At 65.3% G+C, this 21,705-nt stretch carries 20 protein-coding genes and 2 tRNA genes; 11 read left to right on the top strand and 11 right to left on the bottom strand.

What is annotated here, in order from left to right:
• Positions 1–3: 3 nt before the first annotated feature.
• The 6 genes from gyrA (at position 4) to QE394_RS09455 (ending at position 4,835) form a co-directional block, all read left to right on the top strand.
• The gene (gene gyrA / locus QE394_RS09480) at positions 4–2,634 is read left to right on the top strand and encodes a DNA gyrase subunit A (RefSeq protein WP_056080239.1); all 2,631 of its coding nucleotides are present in this window, start codon (positions 4–6) and stop codon (positions 2,632–2,634) included.
• The gene (locus tag QE394_RS09475) at positions 2,631–3,299 is read left to right on the top strand and encodes a DUF3566 domain-containing protein (protein ID WP_056080237.1); all 669 of its coding nucleotides are present in this window, start codon (positions 2,631–2,633) and stop codon (positions 3,297–3,299) included. Before gyrA ends, QE394_RS09475 begins: the two co-directional genes overlap by 4 nt.
• Positions 3,300–3,397: 98 nt before the next feature.
• Positions 3,398–3,471: transfer RNA gene (locus QE394_RS09470), tRNA-Ile, on the top strand.
• Positions 3,472–3,539: 68 nt separating this feature from the next.
• A complete protein-coding gene (locus QE394_RS09465) occupies positions 3,540–3,656 on the top strand; it encodes a DLW-39 family protein (RefSeq protein WP_208858419.1) in 117 nt (38 codons plus the stop codon).
• Between the two features lie 72 nt (positions 3,657–3,728).
• Positions 3,729–3,804: transfer RNA gene (locus QE394_RS09460), tRNA-Ala, on the top strand.
• A 92-nt stretch (positions 3,805–3,896) separates the two neighbouring features.
• The gene (locus QE394_RS09455; protein WP_349034378.1) at positions 3,897–4,835 is read left to right on the top strand and encodes a DMT family transporter; all 939 of its coding nucleotides are present in this window, start codon (positions 3,897–3,899) and stop codon (positions 4,833–4,835) included.
• Between the two features lie 19 nt (positions 4,836–4,854).
• Here QE394_RS09455 and QE394_RS09450 read toward each other — a convergent pair whose 3' ends face one another.
• On the bottom strand, positions 4,855–5,730 hold the full coding sequence (locus tag QE394_RS09450; protein WP_056080232.1) for a glycosyltransferase family 2 protein: 876 nt from the start codon (positions 5,728–5,730) through the stop codon (positions 4,855–4,857).
• Between the two features lie 137 nt (positions 5,731–5,867).
• Positions 5,868–6,854: a hypothetical protein gene (locus QE394_RS09445; protein ID WP_349034377.1), complete on the bottom strand. Its 987-nt coding sequence runs from the start codon at positions 6,852–6,854 to the stop codon at positions 5,868–5,870.
• A 155-nt stretch (positions 6,855–7,009) separates the two neighbouring features.
• Here QE394_RS09445 and QE394_RS09440 point away from each other — a divergent pair, with 155 nt between their 5' ends.
• Complete coding sequence (locus QE394_RS09440; protein ID WP_261620472.1) at positions 7,010–7,555, top strand: peptidylprolyl isomerase; 546 nt, start codon at positions 7,010–7,012, stop codon at positions 7,553–7,555.
• A 9-nt stretch (positions 7,556–7,564) separates the two neighbouring features.
• Positions 7,565–8,443: a rhomboid family intramembrane serine protease gene (locus tag QE394_RS09435; protein ID WP_056080225.1), complete on the top strand. Its 879-nt coding sequence runs from the start codon at positions 7,565–7,567 to the stop codon at positions 8,441–8,443.
• A gap of 800 nt (positions 8,444–9,243) precedes the next feature.
• On the opposite strand, the gene QE394_RS09430 is transcribed toward QE394_RS09435, so the two are convergent.
• Positions 9,244–9,843 carry a DNA-3-methyladenine glycosylase I gene (locus tag QE394_RS09430; protein ID WP_261620471.1) on the bottom strand — a complete coding sequence of 200 codons (600 nt, stop codon included), beginning with the start codon at positions 9,841–9,843 and terminating at the stop codon, positions 9,244–9,246.
• A 48-nt stretch (positions 9,844–9,891) separates the two neighbouring features.
• Positions 9,892–10,143 (bottom strand): cell division protein CrgA, encoded by a 252-nt coding sequence (locus tag QE394_RS09425; RefSeq protein ID WP_056080220.1) that lies wholly within the window; start codon positions 10,141–10,143, stop codon positions 9,892–9,894.
• A 165-nt stretch (positions 10,144–10,308) separates the two neighbouring features.
• On the opposite strand from QE394_RS09425, the gene QE394_RS09420 reads away from it, so the two are divergent.
• The 3 genes from QE394_RS09420 to QE394_RS09410 are packed head-to-tail and all read left to right on the top strand — an operon-like array spanning position 10,309 to position 11,902.
• Entirely contained in the window at positions 10,309–11,091 is a 783-nt protein-coding gene (locus tag QE394_RS09420) for a class E sortase (RefSeq protein WP_056080217.1), read from the top strand.
• 2 nt (positions 11,092–11,093) lie between these two features.
• Positions 11,094–11,264 (top strand): hypothetical protein, encoded by a 171-nt coding sequence (locus tag QE394_RS09415; protein WP_012630757.1) that lies wholly within the window; start codon positions 11,094–11,096, stop codon positions 11,262–11,264.
• Positions 11,261–11,902 (top strand): aminodeoxychorismate/anthranilate synthase component II, encoded by a 642-nt coding sequence (locus QE394_RS09410; RefSeq protein ID WP_012630758.1) that lies wholly within the window; start codon positions 11,261–11,263, stop codon positions 11,900–11,902. The genes QE394_RS09415 and QE394_RS09410 overlap by 4 nt, the downstream gene beginning before the upstream one ends.
• 25 nt (positions 11,903–11,927) lie before the next feature.
• On the opposite strand, the gene pknB is transcribed toward QE394_RS09410, so the two are convergent.
• From pknB to QE394_RS09375, 7 genes are read right to left on the bottom strand one after another with little or no spacing between them, the layout of a single operon-like run.
• Positions 11,928–13,880, bottom strand: a complete 1,953-nt coding sequence (gene pknB / locus QE394_RS09405; protein WP_056080213.1) for a Stk1 family PASTA domain-containing Ser/Thr kinase — start codon at positions 13,878–13,880, stop codon at positions 11,928–11,930.
• An 11-nt stretch (positions 13,881–13,891) separates the two neighbouring features.
• Complete coding sequence (locus QE394_RS09400; protein ID WP_349034376.1) at positions 13,892–15,634, bottom strand: protein kinase; 1,743 nt, start codon at positions 15,632–15,634, stop codon at positions 13,892–13,894.
• Positions 15,631–17,091 (bottom strand): penicillin-binding protein 2, encoded by a 1,461-nt coding sequence (locus QE394_RS09395; protein ID WP_056080208.1) that lies wholly within the window; start codon positions 17,089–17,091, stop codon positions 15,631–15,633. The genes QE394_RS09400 and QE394_RS09395 overlap by 4 nt, the downstream gene beginning before the upstream one ends.
• Positions 17,088–18,476: an FtsW/RodA/SpoVE family cell cycle protein gene (locus QE394_RS09390; protein WP_056080205.1), complete on the bottom strand. Its 1,389-nt coding sequence runs from the start codon at positions 18,474–18,476 to the stop codon at positions 17,088–17,090. Before QE394_RS09390 ends, QE394_RS09395 begins: the two co-directional genes overlap by 4 nt.
• Complete coding sequence (locus QE394_RS09385) at positions 18,473–20,119, bottom strand: PP2C family serine/threonine-protein phosphatase (protein WP_235501533.1); 1,647 nt, start codon at positions 20,117–20,119, stop codon at positions 18,473–18,475. The genes QE394_RS09390 and QE394_RS09385 overlap by 4 nt, the downstream gene beginning before the upstream one ends.
• A gap of 59 nt (positions 20,120–20,178) precedes the next feature.
• Positions 20,179–20,661 carry an FHA domain-containing protein gene (locus QE394_RS09380; RefSeq protein WP_045731270.1) on the bottom strand — a complete coding sequence of 161 codons (483 nt, stop codon included), beginning with the start codon at positions 20,659–20,661 and terminating at the stop codon, positions 20,179–20,181.
• Entirely contained in the window at positions 20,658–21,401 is a 744-nt protein-coding gene (locus QE394_RS09375) for a DUF3662 and FHA domain-containing protein (RefSeq protein ID WP_056080200.1), read from the bottom strand. Before QE394_RS09375 ends, QE394_RS09380 begins: the two co-directional genes overlap by 4 nt.
• Between the last annotated feature and the right edge of the window lie 304 nt (positions 21,402–21,705).

Raw genomic sequence — 21,705 nt, 5'->3', positions numbered from 1 at the left:
AAAATGAGCGACGAAACACCCGAGAACCCGGCACCCGACGCCGGGAATCCGGAAACCGTTCTTGAAGGCGATGTGCTGATCGACCGCGTGGAGCAGGTGGACCTGCAGACGGAAATGCAGCGCTCCTACCTGGACTACGCCATGGCCGTCATTGTGGGACGGGCCCTCCCGGACGTCCGCGACGGGCTCAAGCCTGTGCACCGCCGCGTGCTCTATGCGATGTTCGACGGCGGCTACCGGCCTGACCGTTCCTTCAACAAGTGTGCCCGCGTGGTGGGCGAGGTCATGGGCCAGTACCACCCGCACGGTGACACTGCGATTTACGACGCCCTGGTCCGCCTCATCCAGGACTGGACCATGCGGTACCCGTTGGCCCTCGGCCAGGGCAACTTCGGCTCGCCGGGCAACGACGGCGCGGCTGCACCCCGTTACACCGAAACCAAGATGGCCCCCCTGGCCATGGAGATGGTGCGGGACATCGACGAGGAAACCGTCGACTTCCAGGACAACTACGACGGCAAGAACCAGGAGCCCACCATCCTGCCGGCCCGGTTCCCCAACCTGCTGGTCAACGGATCCTCGGGCATCGCCGTCGGCATGGCCACCAACATTCCGCCGCACAACCTGCGCGAAGTGGCGGACGGCGTGCAGTGGTACCTGGCCAATCCGGCGGCCACCCGCGAGGAACTGCTGGAAGAACTTCTTCGCCGCGTGAAGGGCCCCGATTTCCCCACCGGCGCCACCATCCTCGGCCACAAGGGCATCGAGGATGCGTACCGCACCGGCCGCGGCTCGGTCACCATGCGCGCCGTGGTCAATGTCGAGGAACTGCAGAACCGCACCTGCCTGGTAGTCACCGAACTGCCGTACCAGGCGAACCCGGACAACCTCGCCATCAAAATCGCCGAACTGGTCAAGGACGGCAAGATCCAGGGCATTGCCGACCTCCGCGATGAGACGTCGGGCCGCACCGGCCAGCGCCTGGTCATTGTCCTCAAGCGCGACGCCGTGGCGAAGGTTGTGCTGAACAACCTCTACAAGCACACGGAACTGCAGAGCAACTTCTCGGCCAACATGCTGGCCATCGTGGACGGCGTTCCGCGCACCCTGAGCCTGGATGCCTTCATCCGGCACTGGGTCACCCACCAGATGGACGTCATTGCACGCCGGACCCGCTACCGCCTGCGCAAGGCGGAAGAAGAAGCGCACATCCTGCGGGCGCTGCTGAAGGCATTGGACATGCTGGATGAGGTCATCGCCCTGATCCGCGCATCCAACACCACCGAAGCGGCCCGCGACGGCCTGATGGAACTGCTGGACATCGATGAACTGCAGGCACGGGCCATCCTGGACATGCAGCTGCGCCGCCTGGCAGCACTCGAACGCCAGAAGATCCAAGACAGGCACTCCGAGCTCGAAGCCCTGATTGCCGAATACAACGCGATCCTCGCTTCGGAAGAGCGCCAGCGCGGGATCATCAGCACCGAGCTGGGTGAAATCGTGGACAAGCACGGCGATGACCGCCGCACCAAGATCCTCATGGGCTTTGACGGTGACATGTCCATGGAGGACCTCATCCCCGAAGAGGAGATGGTGGTCACCATCACCCGCGGCGGCTACGTCAAGCGGACGCGGAGCGACAACTACCGTTCCCAGCAGCGTGGCGGCAAGGGCATCAAGGGTGCCCAGCTGCGCGGTGACGATGTGGTGGAACACTTCTTCGTCACCACCACTCACCACTGGCTCCTGTTCTTCACCAATTTGGGCCGCGTCTACCGCGCCAAGGCCTATGAGCTGATGGAAGCCGGACGCGATGCCAAGGGCCAGCACGTGGCCAACCTGCTGGCGTTCCAGCCCGATGAGCATATTGCCCAGGTGCTGGACCTGAAGGACTACCAGCAATCGCCTTACCTGGTGCTGGCCACCAAGCGGGGGCTGGTGAAGAAGACCAGGCTGGAGGACTACGACACCAACCGTTCCGCCGGCGTTATCGCCATCAACCTGCGTGACGGAGACGAACTGGTCTCCGCCCAGCTGGTCTCCGAAACCGACGACCTGTTCCTGGTGTCCCGCATGGGGCAGTCGATCCGCTTCACCGCCACCGACGATGCACTGCGCCCCATGGGGCGTGCCACATCCGGCGTGACCGGCATGAAGTTCCGCGAGGATGATGAACTGCTGGCCGCCGATGTGGTCACTGACGGGTCCTTCGTGTTCATCGTGACCGAAGGCGGCTACGCCAAGCGCACCGCCGTGGAGGAATACCGCCTGCAGGGCCGCGGTGGCCTGGGCATCAAGGTGGGTAAGTACCAGGAGGAGCGGGGACACCTTGTGGGCGCCCTGATTGTCCAGGAAGAGGATGAAGTCCTGGTGGTCATGGAGGGCGGCAAGGTAGTCCGTTCCTCGGTCGCAGGTGTCCCTGCAAAGGGACGCGACACCATGGGCGTCATCTTTGCCAAGCCGGACAAGAACGACCGCATCATCGAGGTTGCCCGCAACAGCGAACGCGGTCTCGAGGACGAAGAATCAGCGGAGGATGACGTAACGTTGGCTGAAGAATCACCGGCCTTTGAGTCAGAGGACGCCTCGGGCGACGCTGAGCCGAACGACGACAACACGGAGGTAACCGAGTGAGTAATTCCGACTCATTTCCCAAGCCGAACAGCACCGTTCCCGATGGAAACCGCCCCTCGGCGGCGCCCCGGGTGAATGCCCCTGTCCGTCCGCAGCAGCGGCCTTCCGCGCCCGCCGGTGCGCCCGGACAGCGCCCTTCGGTTCCCGGACAGCGTCCGTCCCAGCCCGGCCAGGGAAGCCAGCAGGGCCAGCCCGGCCAGCGTCCGGCGCAGGGACAACGCCCCGCCCCTGCCGGACCCCGCCCGCAGGGCGCCCCGGGCCAGGGCGGCCCGGGTCTCGTGAAGCCGGCGCCGAAGGCCAAGGCCCGCCGTGCCCGCCTCCTCATCAGCAAGGTGGATCCCTGGTCCGTCCTGAAGATGGCGTTCCTGCTCTCCGTAGCCCTGGGCATCGTCACCGTCGTGGCGGCCATCGTCCTGTGGACCGTCCTGGACCTCACAGGCATCTTCGATCAGGTGGACAGCCTGCTGGGCACGCTGGCCGGTTCCGAGGGCGGCGGGTTCGAACTGAAGAAGGTCGCATCGCTGGGCCAGGTGGCCTCCTTCGCCACAATTATCGCCGTGGTGAACGTGGTCCTGCTGACCGCGCTGTCCATGCTCTCAGCTGTTCTCTACAACATCTCTGCCACCCTGGTGGGCGGCATCGGCGTGACCCTCACCGACGATTAGGACACCGCTTCCACCGGCCCTGAAGCCGGTGGAAGCGCCCGATTTGAGATCGGGCCGGGATGTGCTGTAAAGTCATGTCTCGGCCCGATGAGGCATCGGGGCGTATAGCTCAGGCGGTTAGAGCGCTTCGCTGATAACGAAGAGGTCCCAGGTTCAAGTCCTGGTACGCCCACGGAACCTGTGCAGGTTCAAGTTGAGGTTTGTCTGCGGAATACTGCAGCAGGCCGGAACGGGGAGCATGTGAAGAAGTTGCTTGTACTGGCAGCGGCGATCGCAGGCGTCCTGCTCTACCGGAAAGCACAGGAATCCGAAGCCCGGAAAGATGTCTGGAGCAAGTCCACCGATACGGTGAACTAGGCCGGACGCCCGGTCCGGGAGCTGGTCAAAGGCTCCAAGGTTCTAGGGTATGATTGACGGGTTGCTTCTTATGGGGGCATGGCGCAATTGGTAGCGCACCTGCTTTGCAAGCAGGGGGTTCGGGGTTCGAGTCCCCGTGCCTCCACCATAAGAAAGTCCCGGTCCGCGGAAATGCGGACCGGGACTTTTGCTTTGTGAGCCTTGTCCCGGTTGGTGGCCATAGCGTGAGGGGGTAGTGCGGTGACCCTGTTCATTGCAGCCATGGGTGTCCTGGGCGTTGCGTCGTCCGGGCCGCTGATCGCGGCCACCCTCGGAGCTACCAGCGTCAGTGCCCTGGCCATCGCCTTCTGGCGGAACGCCATCGCAGCGGTGGTGATGGCCGGTCCCACCCTGGTCCGCGAGCCGCGCAGGTTCGGCAGCATCACCGGACGCGAGTTCCGCTGGTCCCTTCTAGCCGCCGTCGCCCTCGCCCTGCACTTCGCCTGCTTCATCACCTCCCTCCAGCTCACGTCCGTGGCCGCTGCTACGGCGCTCGTATGCCTCCAGTCGGCCTGGATTGCCATCTTCCAGCTGCTGCGCGGCACGCGGCACCGCTGGCAGGTGCTTGCAGGGTTGGGGATTGCGTTCGGTGGGGTCGTCGCCATCACTGGATTCGACATGGGGTCCTCGCCTGAGGCGCTGCTCGGTGACATGCTGGCGCTGGCCGGCGGAGCGCTGGCCGGTCTGTACACGCTGGCCGGCGGCAAGGCCCGGCAGTCCATGACCACCGGCACCTACACAGCGCTCTGCTACGGCATGTGTGCCGCCCTGGTGGCGGTGCTCGCCCTGGCCACCGGGCAGCCGCTCTCCGGGCTCGACGCCGGAGGCTGGCTGGGGATCCTCGCCATCACTGTGTGCGCCCAACTGGTGGGGCATACCGCCTTCAACCACCTCCTGGCGACCATGAGCCCGCTGCTGGTCTCGATGATCATCCTCCTGGAGATTCCGGGCGCGGCCCTCCTGGCGTCCGTGTTCCTTAGTGAGACCCTCCCGGCGGGTACCTATGCCGGGCTAGGCCTGATCATGGTGGGGCTCGCCGTCGTGGTGGCCGGACAAAGGTCCGGAAGGGCACGGCTCCGCAGCAAGGCACCCGTCGCCGAACCGCCGTCGGACCGGATCGCCGAGCTGGGTACGGACTAATGGCCTGTGAAGGCAGGAGCTACTGGCCGCCGCGCCGGACCGGCTGGGCCGTGTTGACCGTGTGGATGGCCCGCAACAGCTTGGCGGGAAAGTAGACCGAAAAGAACACCACCATGGGTGCCTTCAGAGCCATCTTCTTGACGTTGTGGGCCTTGTACGTGCGGTCGAACCGGGTGACGTAGTAGCGGTAGTCGCGCGGCGAGTCCTCCAGGCGGCGCGCGGACATCCCGGACACCATCTGCGGGCAGTACTGGACCTTCAGGTCGTGTTCGGCGAGATGCAGTGACAAGTCGATGTCCTCATGCATCTCGTCCTTCTCATCCCGGCACGTTTCGGCACGGATGGTGTTCCACGCGGTGGACCGCAGCGCCATGTTGGAACCGAACAGGAAGTGGTACTGGTGCTTCGCCAGTTTCAGCATGAGCTGGCGCATCTTGTCGTCGGCCTTCAGCCCGAAGCGCCGCATGGGCATGTCGTAATAGACCACAGGACCGGTGGCCGCCTGCACTGAGTGGTCCTGGAATGCCCTCTGGACCTGCTCCACCCAATCAGGCTCCACCACCGAGTCCGCGTCAATCCGGCCCAGGACGTCCCCCGTGGCATGGTCAAGGCCGAAGTTCCGGGTGGGGATGAGGCCCTGCTCCCTGTCCTGGGTCAGCAGCAGGATGGGACTTTCCGGATATTCCAGCTGCATCTGCCGGACAATGGCGGCGGTCCGGTCCGTGGAGAGGTTATCCACCACGATGATCTCGTGGGCGGGTACGGACTGGTAGATGGCAGCGATGAGGCACTGCCGGATGACGCTCTCCTCGTTGTAGGCCGGGATCACAACGGACACGCGGGGCAACTCGGCTGCGTCGTTCAAGGGATCCCCAGAGGATTGATCGGCTGACATCAGTCCAAATCTAGCATTGCTGCCCTCCCCAACCGGGAGCGGCCGGCACCCCCAAACAGCTTGGGGACCTCCGGAAACAGCGGCAGGGGCCCCGTTCCGAAGAACGGGGCCCCTGCCGTGGACCTGCTGGGCCGGGATTAGGCCTGTGTGGTGCCCTTATCCCCGTTGTGGATGCTGTTGGCGATGTTGCGGGTGGCCGTCTTTGCATCGGTGGCCACCTTGGGAGCGGCGTCGCCTGCATCTTCGGCAACGTGCTTGGCCTTGTCGGCTGCGTCCTCTGCCGTTTCCTTGGCCGCATCAGCGGACTCGGATACCTTGTCCGCGCCGGCGGCAGCGAAGGAACCTGCCGCATCCGATGCCTTTTCGGCGGCGTCGGCGGTGGTTTCCTTGACCTCGTTGACCGTGGTGGCCGGAACCGGGGCGGGCGTTGGGGCCACGGGGGAGGGCGTCTTCCACGGATCCTCTACGGGCTTTGAAGCCTTCCAAGCGGCAACTCCAGCAGCAACTGCGGCGGCGATAACGCCGAACACCAGCCAGCCGCGCTTCTTCTTCGGCTCCGGCTGGGCCAGCTGGATGCCTACGCTGCGGCCGGCCTCGGCAGCCGCGGCCTTCAGCTGGGTGCCGGTGGCCTGCGCCTGCTCCTGGAGGGTGTGCACGATTCCGGCGTCACCAAGCCGCTGGGCGACGGCGTCAACGCGGGCCGGAGCGCCTTCGAGGGTGCGGTGCACGGCACCCGAAGCCACGCCGATCTGGTCCGAGAGCCTGGGCAGGTATTCAACCACCACGCGGTCGCGGGCATTGAGGACCACTGGGGTGGCCTTGTCCAGCGCCTCGTGGAGCTTGGGTGATGCATTCTCGACCACGTCATTGATCCTGGGCGCCAGCTGCGCCAGGCCGTCCTGGAGGCGAGGGGTCACGGTGGCCACGCCGTCGGCAAGGTTGTGGGCGGCGGACTTCAGCCCCTCCTGGATTTTGGGTGATGCTGTGTCCAGGCCGTGCTGCAGGCGGGGAACCGCCCAGTCAACAGCGGCTTCCACGCGGGGGGTTGCCCAGTCCTTGGCATTTTCCACGGCATGGGTGACCGACTGCTCAAGGTCACGGGCAATACGATCAGACTTCTTCACAACTACCTCCCGATTAATGTGACGGTTCTGTGGTTAGCCTACGTGCCTGAGACTTCACGAGCTATTCACTCTGCGGATTTTAGGGCGATTTCACCCAGCGCGGAACTGGTACAGGGGCCGCCAAGGTCATAGTCCGCCATGGAAGAATGGGCCGTATGACTGCCATCGCAACCGCAAAAGCAACCATCCACACCAGCCTCGGCGACATCGTGGTAAACCTCTTCGGCAACCACGCGCCCAAGACCGTCAAGAACTTCGTTGGACTCGCCACCGGCGAGCAGGACTGGACCCACCCGGAAACCGGGGAGGCCAAAACCGGCACCCCGCTCTACGACGGAACCATCTTCCACCGCATCATCAAGGACTTCATGATCCAGGCCGGCGACCCGCTGGGCCGCGGCACCGGCGGCCCCGGCTACCGTTTTGATGACGAGATCCACCCCGAACTGAGCTTCAACCAGCCCTACAAGCTGGCCATGGCGAACGCCGGCATCCAGATGGGCAAGGGCACCAACGGGTCCCAGTTCTTCATCACAACCATCCCCACCGACTGGCTGCAGGGCAAGCACAGCATCTTCGGTGAAGTGGCCGACGACGAGTCCAAGAAGGTCGTTGACGCCATCGAGGGCGTCCGCACCGGCATGGGCGACCGCCCGGTGGAGGATGTCACCATCAACAGCATTGATATCGAACAGCTGTAATCCCGCACCATGAGTTACGGAATTCCGTCGGCCGAGCCCTCCGCCCAGGTCCCGGTATGCCCCCGGCACCCTGACAGGCCCTCCTACGTGCGCTGCCAGCGGTGCGGGCGTCCGGCATGCCCCGACTGCCAGCGGGCGGCCGCCGTCGGATTCCAATGCGTTGACTGCGTCAACGAAACAAGGCGTACGACGCCGGAAGTCCGGTCCGTCTATGGCGGCGCCGTTGCCACGGGCAAGCCCATGGTGACGTTCGGTATCATCGCCGCCTGTGCGGTGCTGTACGTCCTGCAGTGGCTCGTCCCCAACGACGCTGTCTACCAGAGCCTGGGGTTCGCCAACATCTATGCCGAACCCCGGTATGGCGAGTTTGAGCCGTGGCGGATGCTCACGGCAGCATTCCTGCATTCCCAGGGATTCATCCTGCACATTGCCTTGAACATGTACATGCTCTGGATCTTTGGGCAGGCACTGGAGCCACTCCTGGGCCGTGTCCGTTTCCTTGCGGTGTACCTGCTGTCCGCCCTGGGCGGTTCAGTGGGGTATCTGCTCCTCACTCCCCTCTACGTTCCCGGCCAGCCCCTCTACGGAGTGGTGGGTGCCTCCGGTGCCATCTTCGGCTTGTTCGGTGCCATGCTGCTGGTGCAGCGCCAGCGCGGCGGGGATACGCGCCAGCTGTGGATCCTGATCGCCATCAACGGCGCCATCGGTTTCCTGGTCCCGCAGATCGCCTGGCAGGCCCATCTCGGTGGGCTGGTCACCGGCGCCTTGTGTGCCGCCGTGATCGCGTACACGCCGCGGGGGCCACGGCGGGGGCTTCTCCAGGCCGTGGGACTGCTCGCGGTTCTGGCGCTCCTCGCAGCAGCAGTATGGGTGCGCGTCTCCACCTGATGTAGTCCGCCCAGGCGTGACGTCCAAACCCCCAGCTTCCTTGCGGAGGCTGGGGGTTTTCTTTATCCACAGCCGTTATCCACATTGTTGGTAACTTACAAGCATGTAGTTCAGGCCGGTGATGCTGTGTAACCGCCAGCTCACAAGGCGGGGGCAGTACAGAGGCGGATTTTCTCCACATCTGTGGATAACTGCTGGGGATACGGTTGTGCTTAAGTGGACAAAACCGCCGATTATGGACATTGCTGTGGATAACTTCGGTGGATTAGGCCGCAGGGGGCCACCTGGAAATGCCTGGACGCGGTCCTTCAACAGCCTTATGCACACTGTTAATAAGTCACAGACCTGTAAGTCCACGGGGGAAAACCCCAGAATCAGGGCGGTTTGGGGCGATTGGGGGGATTCCGCGGCTACGCAATCCACAGTTGTGGATAAGTTGTGGGTATCGGAGTGTTGGTAAGTGGAAAAGCCTCCGGTCCTGCTGAACACCCGCAGAGGCGGCCAATGTTTCCGGTGCCGGTGCACAAAGTTGGGGATAGCACCCCGCGGTCCTGTGGGTACCGGCGGGTAACTCAGGGAAAGGCCGTTTATCCACAGGGTATTCCACAGTGTTAATAACTGCATCCAAGCCGCGGGTTTCCGCGAAAGCCCGGCGTCCGCGGGGGTAGCGGGGACGGGCTAGGGCGGATCATCGGTTATCAACACTGTGGATAACTTTCCCCACAGGCCGGGGCGCCGCACACGAAAAACCCCCGCTGCCGGTCTCAGGCAACAGGGGTTTTGGATCAGTCTCAGGAAGGCTACGGCCACACGCCCGAGGAACCCCGGCGGTGGCTGTCCATAAGGTGTGTGTCCACCATGCCGATTGCCTCCATGAGGGCAAACATGGTGGTGGGGCCTACGAAGGCAAACCCCTTCCGGCGAAGGGCTTTGGACAGTGCCACCGATTCCACGGACTGCGTGGGGATGTCCCCGTGCACCAGGGGCTGAGGGGTGGTGGGAGGCTGGAATCCCCAGACGAAATCCACCAGGCCGCCCTCTTCCCGCAGCGCGATGGTGGCGCGGGCATTCCTGATGGTGGCAACAATCTTCAGCCGGTTCCGGACAATGCCGGAGTCCTGCAGGAGGCGGTCCACGTCGCGGTCCGTGTACAACGCCACGGCATCGGGGTTGAAGTCAGCGAAAGCGGCGCGGAACGCCGGCCGCTTCCGGAGGATCGTGGCCCAGGACAGGCCTGCCTGGAAGCCTTCAAGGCAGATCCGCTCATACAGCCCATGTTCATCCCGGACGGGCAGGCCCCATTCCTGGTCGTAGTAGGTCCGCATCAGCGGATCCGTAGAGGCCCAGGCGGGCCGTGCCAGGCCGTCGTCGCCCACTATGAGGTCAGCACTTGGTGACATGGCCGGCCCTTGTCAGGAATAATTGCGGCGATACGTGGCGGGCATGGTTCAGGAGCGCCAGCGTGTCGTCATCATGAAGCCCACGATGGCGATGCCAAAGCCGGCCACAATGTTCCAGGAGCCCCACGGCTGGACGGGAAAGCGGCCCTCGCTGATGTAGAACGTGATGATCCAGAACAGGCCGATGATCATCAGCCCGAACATGACCGGCTTAAACCAGACCGGATTCGGCTTGTAGGCGTCCGGCGCGGTCTTTTCTGCGGTGCTGGCGGTCTTCTTACGGGGCTTTGACTCGGGCACTGGCTCTCCTTGGCGGCTGTCAAGCGCGGCGTCCCGGGCTTGATATCCTGCAAGAAGGAAATTGCCAGCGGTCTGCTCGATCTTGGTCAATTCTTACTAGCAGCCAATTCTAGCCGGAGTTCCCGGGCCGCCGGTGCCCAGCGGAACCGCCCCCGAGGAGAGCGCGTGGTATTGCAGGAGAAGGCGAGGCCCGCCGCCCCGCCCACTGCCGGCGTCGTAATCCTTCGCGGTGCTGTACAGGTGGCCGGCGAGCTGCTCATCACCGCCGGCCTGGTCCTCCTGCTGTTCGTGGCATGGCAACTTTGGTGGACCAACGTTGAATCCGACGCCAAACAGAGTGAAGTTATCAAGGAATTCGCCCAGGACCTCGGAGCTGCGCCCGCTCCGGCTCCCACAGCCCCGCCCGCGGAAGGCGGGGATTTCGGTGAACCCGTGGTGGGTGCTGCCCCAGGCCACGCCGGAACCATCGGCATCATGTACATCCCGAGGTTTGGCCCGAATTACACCCGGCCGATTGTTCAGGGAACCAGCCAGGATGTCCTGGACACCCTTGGCCTGGGCCACTACGACTCGACCGCCATGCCAGGGGCCATAGGGAACTTCGCCGTGGCCGGCCACCGGCAGACCCACGGTGCTGTGCTGGACAACATCCACACACTGGTGCCGGGCGACAAGATCTACGTCCAGACCAAGGACGGCTACTACACGTACGTTTTCCGGAACAACCAGATCGTGATGCCCTCGCGTACCGATGTCCTGGCCCCGGTGCCCACCCTGCAGGGCGTGGCCCCCACGGAAAGGTTCCTCACCATGACCAGCTGCAACCCGCGGTTCGGCGCGGAGGAACGGATCATCGCCTACGCCCTGATGGACAGTTGGCGCCCCGGCTCGGCCGGACCGCCCGCCGAAATCGCCGCGCAGGTGGCCGCGGCGATCGGGAAGGGCTGAGCATGTACGGCTGGATTTTCCGCCACCTCCCGGGGCCGCTCTGGCTGCGGATCGTCACATCAGTGGTGCTGGTGGCGGCCGCACTGGTATTGATGGTCCAGTTCCTGTTTCCCTGGATGTCCGAGTACACCCAATTCACTGACTCAACGATTGGTGCAGCAAGCCAGCCATGACCACAACCAAGATCCTCGTGGTGGATAACTACGACAGCTTCGTCTACACCCTGGTGGGCTACCTCCAGGAGCTCGGCGCCGAGACCACTGTGGTCCGCAACGACGACGTCACCCTCGCCGAAGCGATCGAACTTGCCGGCACGCGCGACGGCGTCCTGGTGTCACCGGGCCCCGGCAATCCTGCCGAGGCGGGCATCTGCATTGAACTGATCAAGTGGTGCGGTGAAAACAGCGTTCCCATGTTCGGCGTATGCCTGGGCCACCAGGCGCTGGCGGAGGCCTTCGGCGGGACCGTGACGCACGCCCCCGAGCTCATGCACGGCAAGACCTCGCAGGTGGAACACATCGGAACCAGTGTGTTTGCCGGCCTCCCCTCCCCCATCACCGCCACGCGCTACCACTCCCTGGCTGCGGTCCGTGAGTCCATCCCGGATGTCCTGGAAGTCACCGCACAGACGGCCTCCGGCGTGGTCATGGGGCTGCAGCACCGCACGGCCCCGCTCTGCGGAGTGCAGTTCCACCCCGAATCGGTCCTCACCGAGGGCGGTTACCAGATGTTGGGCAACTGGCTCGAATCGCTGGGGATGGCCGGCGCAGCGGCGCGGGCAGCCAAGCTGAGCCCGCTGATCCAGCACTGAGGCAGCCGATCCTCGACTGACCCGGTTAGTCCCGGTCCCTGTTGCCCTTGGTTGAGGTGGGGGTTGGTGTCGGGCTGGGAGTGGCGGTGGGCGGCGGCGGTGGAGCCTTGGCCACCACGAAGGTGATGGTCTTTCCCTGCTCCACTGCGGCATTGACGGCGTCGCTCTGGTCCGTCACCCGGCCCGCCTCAACCTGGCCGTTTTCCGCTTCAACGACGTTCGGCACCAGGCCCAGGTCTTTGAGCGCGGCTTCGGCCTCCTCGCGGGTGCGGCCGCGGAGTTCGGGAACCGCCACCTTGCCGGTGGAAACCACCAGTTCAACAGTGGTACCCACCCCTACGCTTTGCCCCGGTGCGGGACTGGTGGTGATGACGATACCGGCCGGCACGGTGGCACTGTTGGCCGTGGTGGTTGACGGCGCACCCACCAACCCCACTTGACGCAGGACATCACGTGCCGCGGCCTCTGTGGAGCCGGGGATGGTCTCCGGGATCTTCACGGCGCTGGGACCCTCGGAAATGCTCAGGATCACCTCTGCGCCGGGATCAAGTTTCTGGCCGGACACCGGGTCGGTGCCGATCGCGATGCCCTTGGGTACGGCGTCGTTCTGTGAACGCGTAATCTTCGGCTTCAGGTTCGCGTTGTACAGCTCCTGCAGTGCTGCCGACTCGGTCATGGAGGCCACCACCGGGATGTCCACCTTCGGCGGGGGCGGCGCCGGCCGGTTCACCACGCTGTAGACCCACAGGCCGCCGCCGGCAAGGATGAGCACGGTGAAGATCACCAAGGTTGCAATCCACGCCCGACGCCGGGACTTCTGCCGCGGGGAAGGGTCCCGTTCCTGGGACAGGCCAAGCGGCAGCGGCTCAGCGTCGCCGGGTTCGTCCGCCACGCCCAGCGGTGTCCGGGCGCCGGCGTCGTCCCTGCCGGTGACGGCGAGGCGCCCGGTGGGAGCGTCGTCCAGGAACCCGGCGCCCGGGGCGGCGGCGAAAGCCTCCGTTGGCGGGCTGTCCGGGGCTGGGACATGGTCGTTGGGGTCAGTGGGAGCTTCGGAAGCCGGTAAGGCGGGGACAGCGACGCCGGAACGGGCTGCCCTGAGAGCGCGTTGGAAAGCTGCCGCATCCTGGAACCGGTCGTCACGGTTCTTCTGCAGCGCCTTGGCCATGACGGTGTCGAGCGCCGGTGAGACCTCGGGGTTGATGCTGCTGGGTGGCGCCGGAATTTCCCGGACGTGCTGGTATGCCACGGAAACGGGGCTGTCGCCGATGAATGGCGGCCTCGAGGTCAGCATTTCGTAGAGCAGGCAGGCAGCCGAGTACAGATCGCTGCGGGCATCAACGGTTTCGCCCCGGGCCTGTTCCGGCGAGAGGTACTGCGCCGTGCCCACCACAGCCTGCGTCTGGGTCATGGTGGCCGAGGAATCCGCCATGGCGCGGGCGATCCCGAAATCCATGACCTTGATGGAGTTGGTTGCCTCGCAGTACATCACGTTGGCGGGCTTGATGTCCCGGTGGACGATGCCGGCGCGGTGGCTGTATTCGAGGGCGCCGAGGACTCCCAGGCAGTAGTCGATCGCCTGGCCGATGCTGACTTCCTTGGCCCGGATCAGGTCCCGAAGCGTCCTGCCGTCAACGAATTCCATCACGATGTAGGGCAGCCGGACGGATTCCTCCGAACCGTCGTGGACCTGCTGTTCACCGGTGTCGTAGATGGCCACGATGGACGAATGGTTCAGGGCGGCGACGGACTGTGCTTCACGCTTGAAGCGGGCCTGGAACTGGGGATCCCGGGCCATATCAGGACGCAGGATCTTGATGGCCACCGTCCGGCCGAGCCTGGCGTCCGTGCCGCTGTATACGTCCGCCATGCCACCGCGTCCAATGAGGCCACCCAGCTCATAGCGGCCGCTCAGGACACGCTTGTTGTCCACCGGGACATTGTCTTCCCGGTGGAGCGGTGCGCGCGATGACTCGTTCACGTTCAGTCCGTTTACCGTGCGCAGGTGGGCGGAATGCCCGGCTCCTGGCCGGTGGAACAGGTAGGCAGCGCGGACTCAGCGGTGGGCCCAGCGGCCGACGGCGTTGTGGGCACCGGTGTGGGAGCGGCTGAGGTGGGCGCCGGCGCCGACGCCGGCGCTGACGGCGGAGCGATGGCGTACGTGACAGTGATAGTTGAACCCGCAGGGACGGGGCCCGTGGGGTTCAGGTCCAGGACAATGCCGGGATCTTCGGCGCTCTCCTGCTGGACGCCGTTAACCACCAGCCCCAACGCAGAGAGCTCTGACTGAACCGTCCTGTAGTCCTTGCCCAGGTACGCATCCGGGATCACGTTCACGGTTTCCTGGGTGGGCGTGGGCGTCGGGGTGGGGGTATCGCGCGTCGGCGTCGGGCTGGGTGCCTGCGATGTCCTGGTGGGCGTGGCGCTGGTGGTCTTCGGGCTGCTTGAGGTGACAACCGACGTTGGGCTGTTGGACGGCGAGAACACCCCCATGTTGTTGAGCAGGAAGCCCACCAGGGCGAACAGGACGAGCAGGATCAAGGCGATCAGCGGCCACGTCCACGGGGTGCGGCCCTTGCGCTGCGGCTCATCGGCCGGCTCGTCGTCGTACGTGGTCTCTTCGTGGTCCCAGTTACGCTCGGCGGCCAGCGCGTTGGCGCGGGCCAGCGGTCCCTGGGGTGCGTTGCCGTCCGCGGCGTCGCCATCAGCAGCGTTCGCTGCGGCAGCACCGGCAGCGGCTCCGGCTGCGGCGGCTCCCACCACCGGGAGCGCGGAGGTGGCTGTCGGTGAGGAATCCCGCTGCGCACCGATCACACCGGTGGGTGCTGTGGCCGTATCCACCGGCGCGGTGATGGGGCCGGTGTCCGGCGCGTCGAAGAGCAGCATGCCGGGTACTGCAGCGCGGGCTGCGCCGACGTCTCCGTTGCGGATGGCTTCAGCTGCCTCGGCGAGCTTGATGGCGTTAGCCGGCCGGTTCTTGGGGTCCTTGGCCAGCATGGACATCAGGAGCGCGCGGACCGGTGTGGGCAGGGTCTCCGGCAGCGGCGGCGGTGCGTCGTTGACCTGTGCCAGGGCGATCGCGATCTGGGATTCGCCGGAGAACGGCCGGTGGCCGGTCAGGCACTCGTACCCGATGACGCCGAGGGAGTAGATGTCCGAAGATCCCGTGGCGGTCTGTCCGGTGGCCTGTTCCGGCGCCAGGTACTGGGCGGTACCCATGACCTGGCCGGTCTGGGTGAGCGGCACCTGGTCGGCCAGGCGGGCGATGCCGAAGTCTGTGACCTTAACGCGTCCGTCCGGCGTAATCAGGAGGTTGCCGGGCTTGATATCGCGGTGTACCAGGCCCTGGGCATGCGCAACGGAAAGCGCCCGGGCCGTCTGGGCCATGATGGACAGGGTGCGGTCCGGCGACAGCACGTGTTCATGCTCGATGATGCTGCTGAGGGGCTGGCCGGGCACCAACTCCATGACCAGGTAGGCGGACCCCTCCTCCTCGCCGTAGTCGAAGACGTTGGCGATCCCCACGTGGTTCAGGAGTGCGGTGTGGCGGGCCTCCGCGCGGAACCGCTGCAGGAAGCCGGGGTCCCCGGTGTACTCCTCCTTCAGCACCTTGATCGCGACGATGCGGCCGAGGACGAGGTCCTTTGCTTTCCAGACTTCGCCCATGCCGCCGATCGCGATCCGCGTGGTCAGCTGGAATCTGCCGCCGAGGGTGATTCCGGTTGTAGGCCTCACTTATTCAACACCGCCTCAAAAATCTTCTTCGCGTTCGGACTGGTCAGCTGTGCTCCGGTGGTGATGTCCACGCCCTCCATGACGATGGTGACGCTCACCTGCGGGTTGTTTGCGGGGGCGAAGCCGGTGAACCAGGAGTTGTTGGTGCCGTCGCCCAGCTCCGCGGTTCCGGTCTTTCCCGCCACCTGGACGCCCGGGACGCCTGCACGGTTCGCAATTCCTTCGCTGACCGCGCTGACCATCCAATCGGTGATCTGGTTGGCGATCTCCGGCGTGGTGGAGGTCCGGAGCTGCTCGGGCTGCGGCTCATCGATGACCCGCAGATCCGGAGAGCGGAGGGTCTTGATAAGGCTTGGCCGCATCTGCACGCCGTCGTTGGCTATGGCGGACGTCATCATGTTCACCTGCAGCGGGGTGGCGCGGACATCCTTCTGGCCAATCGCCGACTGGGCGAGGCCAGGTGCGTCCAGTTCGTCCGGGAAGCCGTCACCGCGGGCGTAGCCGAGCTTGAGCTGGTCTCCCAGGTCCTCGCCGAAACCGAACTTCTGTGCCTGGGAAGCGATGGCGTCACGGCCCAGGTCCAGGGCGATGCTCGCGAAGGGGGTGTTGCAGGACTGCTGCAACGCAAAGGCGAAACTGGCGGTGTCCCTGGTGTAGCAGTTGCCCCCGGCGTAGTTGGGAAGCCGGTAGGAGATGCCGTCGAAGGGCATTTCTGCCGGGTTGGGCAGGACACTGTCCGCGTTGTACTTCCCGGAGGAAAGCGCTGCCGCCGTGTCCACGAGTTTGAACACCGAACCGGGGGCCAGCAGTTCACCCGTGGGGCCGCTGACATTCTGGTTCAGGTTGATGCCGGGCACCTTCAGGAACTCGTTGATGCTCGCGCTTTCGGCCTCGGGATCCTGGACGGCTACCTTGTTGGGATCGTAGGACGGCTTGGATGCCATGGCCAGGATGGCCCCCGTTTTGGGGTTCGTGACCACGATGGAACCGCGCTGGCCGTCGGGAATCAGGCTGTAGGCGAGCTGCTGGAGCTCGGGATCGATGGTCAGCTCAACAGAGGCGCCCTTTGGCTGGTTTCCGAGGAACAGCTGGCCCACCCGGTCCAGGAACAGCTGGTCGGAGTCACCGGTGAGGACCTCACCCATGGCCCGCTCCAGTCCGGTGGCACCGTAGTTCTGGGAGAAGTAGCCCGTCATGCCGGCATAGAGTTCCGGCTGCGGGTAGGTGCGCTGGAATTTGCAGGTTTCGGAGCCTGTTTCCACGGACTCGGCCACCGGGGTTCCGCCGACGATGATGGCGCCGCGGTCGCTGCAATAGTTCTGCAGGATGGCGCGCTGGTTCAGGGGGTTGGCCTTCAGTTCATCCGCCCCCACCACCTGGACGAAACTGAGGGCGCCGAACAGCAGGGCGAACATGGCGACGGCCGCTATCCATGAATGTCGTATGGCCTGGTTCATGCCTGCTTCACCGCCTCGGTTGGAGTATCAATGCCAGTAGTGTCTGCGCCCTTGGACGGCGGCAACGGAGTGGTGTCCACCGGGCCGCGGGCTGTGTGCGAAATCAGCAGCAGCAGCCCCACGATGATCCAGTTGGCCAGGAGGGAGGATCCGCCGGCCGCCAGGAACGGCGTGGTGAGGCCGGTCAGTGGAATCAGCCGGGTAACGCCGCCGATCACCACGAAGCACTGGAGGGCCACGGCAAACGAGAGGCCGCAGGCAAGGAGCTTGCCGAACGCGTCCCGGGTGCCAAGCGCCGCACGGAAACCGCGGGTCACCAGCAGCAGGTACATGAGGACGATGGCGAAGATTCCGATGAGTCCCAGTTCCTCGCCGAGGGACGCGATGATCATGTCGCTGTTGGCGAAGGGAACCAGGTCCGGCCGGCCCTGGCCCAGCCCGGTACCCACCAGGCCGCCGTTGGCCATCCCGAAGAGGCCCTGGATCACCTGCCGGCTGCCGTTCTCGTACACCTCGGGTGTGAAGGCGTTGAGCCAGCCGTTGATGCGCTGCTCCACGTGGGAGAACACCCGGGAGGCCACGAAGCCGCCGCCGAGGATCAGGGCCAGGCCGATGACCACCCAGCTGATCCGGCTGGTGGCCACGTAGATCATGACGATGAACAGGCCGAAGAACAGGACGGAGGAACCGAGGTCCCGCTGGAAGATCAGCACGCCAATGCTGACCAGCCACGCGGCGATCATGGGTCCCATGTCCTTGAACCGGGGGAACTGCAGGGGGCCGAGCTTGCGGCCGGCCAGCAGGATCAGGTCCCGGTTCGAGGAAAGATACCCCGCGAAGAATATGGCCAGGGTGATCTTGGCGACCTCGCCCGGCTGGAACGTCATGGGGCCGAGCCGGATCCACACCCTGGCACCCAGAATCTCGCCGGCGCTGATGCCGGGAACGAGCGGCAGAACCAGCAGCAGGGCGCTGGCGGCCAGCGAAATGAATGTGAAACGGCGAAGGATCCGGTGGTCCTTCAGGAACCAGATGACGGCGATGGCCACTGCCATGGCGATCAGCGTCCAGCGGAGCTGATTGTTGCCTGTGTCCGCGCCCGGAGGATCCAGGCGGTGGATCATGGCCAGGCCGAGTCCGTTCAGGGCAACCACCAGGGGAAGCATAACCGGATCGGCATACTTTGCGCGGAAGCGCAGGACGCCGTGGAAGGCCAAGGCCGCCACCGCGAGCAGGCTCGACTGGAACCAGAAATCGGAGTCGAACGCCTTTTCCTTATCAACGCCAACCATCATGTTGGCGCCGATGCCAACGGCAAGGGCGAGGACCAACAACGCAAGTTCAACGTTGCGGCGCGGCTTCACGGCGGTGCTGAGCTGGCTCACTTGGCTCCCTCGCAGTTGACGGTAGGGCTCGGCGAAGGAGTGGGGCTGCCGGACGCGGGGGCGGCGGACGGTGCAGCCGCCGACGCCGTCGCGGACGGAGCCGGCGTGGTGGGAACCGGGGTGGGCGACGGCGATGCCGTAGCTGCAGGGCACTCCTCTTCAGGCGAAGTGGTGCCGGTGAGTTCGAGGTTCTTTACGATCCGCTGTGCGTCGTAAAGGTCGCTGGCGGGGACAGTCTGGCGGACCCGCTGCTGGGAAAACTGCGGGAGCGAATCCATCCGGATGTCCGTCACGGTTTCCAGGCTGGAGAGCTGGATGGGGCCAAGCCGCTGGGAGACCCCATTGAAGATGGCAACGCGGGAATCGGACTCGCCCACGTAGTAGCGGGTCTGGGTCCAGGCGTAACCGAGCCACAGTCCCACACCCAGGACCACCACAACAACGGCCGCCACGGACCAGGTAATCCAGCGGCGCGGCTTCAGCGGCACCAGCGTTTCGTCGTCGTCACCCGCGGCCGGTTCAGCCTTGTGTGTGAGGACTGTGGCGGCCCTGCGCGCCACGGTACGTCCGGCGATGGTGGGGATGGAACCGGACTCTGCGGCGGTTGCCGCGGCCCCCACCAGTTCATGGGGACGCGAGGACAGTTCCTCGCGCAGAACTTCAGCGGACAGGTGCTCCCCGAGGTGGGGGTCGGTGGATCCCGGGTCCGGCGCCTTGTCTTCCGAAGGCCCGGCATCCGGTTCGCTTCCGCCGGTCGTCGCGGCCTCCGCCGGCACTGGTTTGGTCTCCGGGTCCCGGGCATCCATTGCGTCGGAACCGGAGGCATCGGCGGTCCCCGCAGCAGCTGCGACGGCAGCGGCCGGCGCTTCAGCGGACTGCGTGGCCTGGGCGGCGGGAATGACGTCGACGGCGGCCGTGCTGACGTCGTCGGGCGTTTCCTCCGCGATCTCCAGCATGATGACCGTGACGTTGTCCGGGGAACCGGCCTCCAGGGTGAGGTCCACCAGGGTTTCCACGCATTCGCGGAGGTTCGGGGTTTCCTTGACGGTCCGCTCCACGGCGTGGCCGGCAACGTAGTTGAGGCCATCGGAGCAGAGGAGCCAGCGGTCACCCGGCCGGGCCTCCAAGGTGTCGAGGTCCAGCTCGGGACTGGCATCCACGTCACCGAGCACGCGCATGAGCACGTTCTTGTGCGGATGCGTTTCCGCTTCTTCAGGCTTGAGCCGGCCTTCATCGATCAGCCGCTGGACGAACGTGTGGTCCACGCTGATCTGTTCGAATTCGCCGTCCCGGAGCCGGTAGGCGCGCGAATCGCCGATGTGGGCGAAGTGCAGCTGGCCTTCCGCGAGCAGCAGCGCTGTCACGGTAGTGCCCATCCCGGCAAGCTTGGGATTGATATGGACCAGCTCGGAGAGCAGGGAATTGGCTGTCTGGATCTCGTCGGCGAGGATGGTGCCGGCGTCGCCCTCATAATCCGCTCGGTCCAGGTGGATCATGTCCAGGACTGTTGCAGCCGAGGCGACGTCGCCGCCGGCATGGCCGCCCATGCCGTCCGCTACGACGGCCAGGTGCCGGCCCGCATACGCGGAGTCGTCGTTCTTGGAGCGGATCCTGCCGACGTCGGACCGGGCCGCGTAGCGCATGATGAGGGGCCGCGGCGCGGGCTGGGGCCCGGTTGCGGGGTTTTCGGAAACGGCCACAGCTACGGCCTCAATTCGATGACCGTCTTGCCGATTCTCACAGGTACGCCTGGCTCAACGGGCAGGGCACGGGTAAGTTGCTGGTCCGCTAGGTATGTGCCGTTGGTGGACCCAAGGTCTTCGATGAACCAGCGGCTGCCCTGCGGAAACAGCCGCGCGTGGCGGCCTGAGGCGTAGTCGTCCTCGAGCACCAGGGTGGCTTCCTGGGCACGGCCCAGCAGGACCGGGCTGGCGGCCAGCGGAAGGGTGGTTCCCTTCAGCGGGCCCTCCACCACCACCAGTTGCCTGGCCTGCTGCTTCACGGGCTGCGGCGGTGCTTCGGCGAGATCCGGGTTCTTGCGGACCTCACGGGCGGTGGGGGCCCCGGAGGCGGCCTTGCGGCCCACCATCAGGTCCCGGCGCATGGCGGAAACAATGCTGAAGATGAGCACCCACAGGAGCAGCAGGAAGCCGAACCGCAGCGCGGTGATGGTCAAGTCGCTCATGCGCGGCCACCAGGGTTGGCAGGAAGCAGGCGGAAGATGATCTTTGTCCGTCCCATCGTGATGGTGGAGCCGTCTGTAAGTTCGATGCTGCCCGAGACCCGCTGCCCGTTGACGTAGCTTCCGTTCGTGGAGCCCAGGTCCACGGCGCTGGTGGCACCGTTGGCAGTGCGGATTTCCAGGTGCCGGCGGGAAACTCCGGTGTCCTCGACATGGATATCGGCCTCGGAGGATCGGCCCAGCACAATGGAGGGGGCGTTCAGTGAGTAGCGCTGCCCGTCGATGTCCAGGACCGGCTGCAGCCTGACGGGCTGGCGGCTGGGAGCGGCCGGCACCGTGGGGCGCGAGGGCTGGGTGCTGCCGTTGCCCTTGGACTTTTCTGTGGAGGAAGCGATCTCGAAGTCCCCGGCCCGGAGCTCGGAATCACGCCGGAAGGAAATGCGGACAGATCCCTGCAGCGTGTAACCCTGGCTGCGGACGTGGTTGATGACGACGTCGCAGAGTTCCTCCGCCAGCGGGGTTCCCCATTCCTGGGCCCGCTTGAAGTCGTCGTCGCTGAGTTGGACATCGAAGACATTGGGGGCGAGGGTGCGTCCGGCGGCGACAGTGAGGGCCTTGTGGTCCACTTCCCGGCGCAGCCTGCTGGCGATTTCTACGGGTTCAACCTGCGCTTTTGAGCCGGTGGAGAAGACGCCACGGACGGCCTTTTCGATGCCGCGCTCCACTTTGTCCAGCAGACCCATGGTTCTCCTCCTTTCCCTCCGGCTGAGGGGCAGTTCGCAGTCCGGAACTTCACCCGGCGTTCAGTAGACACTCGCTGGTATGGCTGCGCACGGCAGCCACTCCTACATCCGATACTACTGGGCTGGCCTGCGAATGACCTTAATCCACAACGGCCCGCCGCCTCCAAAAGTTCGTTCCCCGGGCCCTCCGGTCCTTGGCGGAAAGGCGCTGAAGGCGGGTGCCCGGGCTCCGATAATTGGCGTGCTGCGGCCGGGTCCGGTTGGCCTCCGCTGCTCAATTGGTGTTTTGCGGCATGTGTCCGTT

Origin of the sequence: Pseudarthrobacter sp. SORGH_AS 212, assembly GCF_030818145.1 — a bacterium.
In the GTDB taxonomy this organism is placed as follows: domain Bacteria; phylum Actinomycetota; class Actinomycetes; order Actinomycetales; family Micrococcaceae; genus Arthrobacter.
Note: the sequence above shows the minus strand (reverse complement) of the source record. Positions and strands in the feature narration are given on the sequence as shown.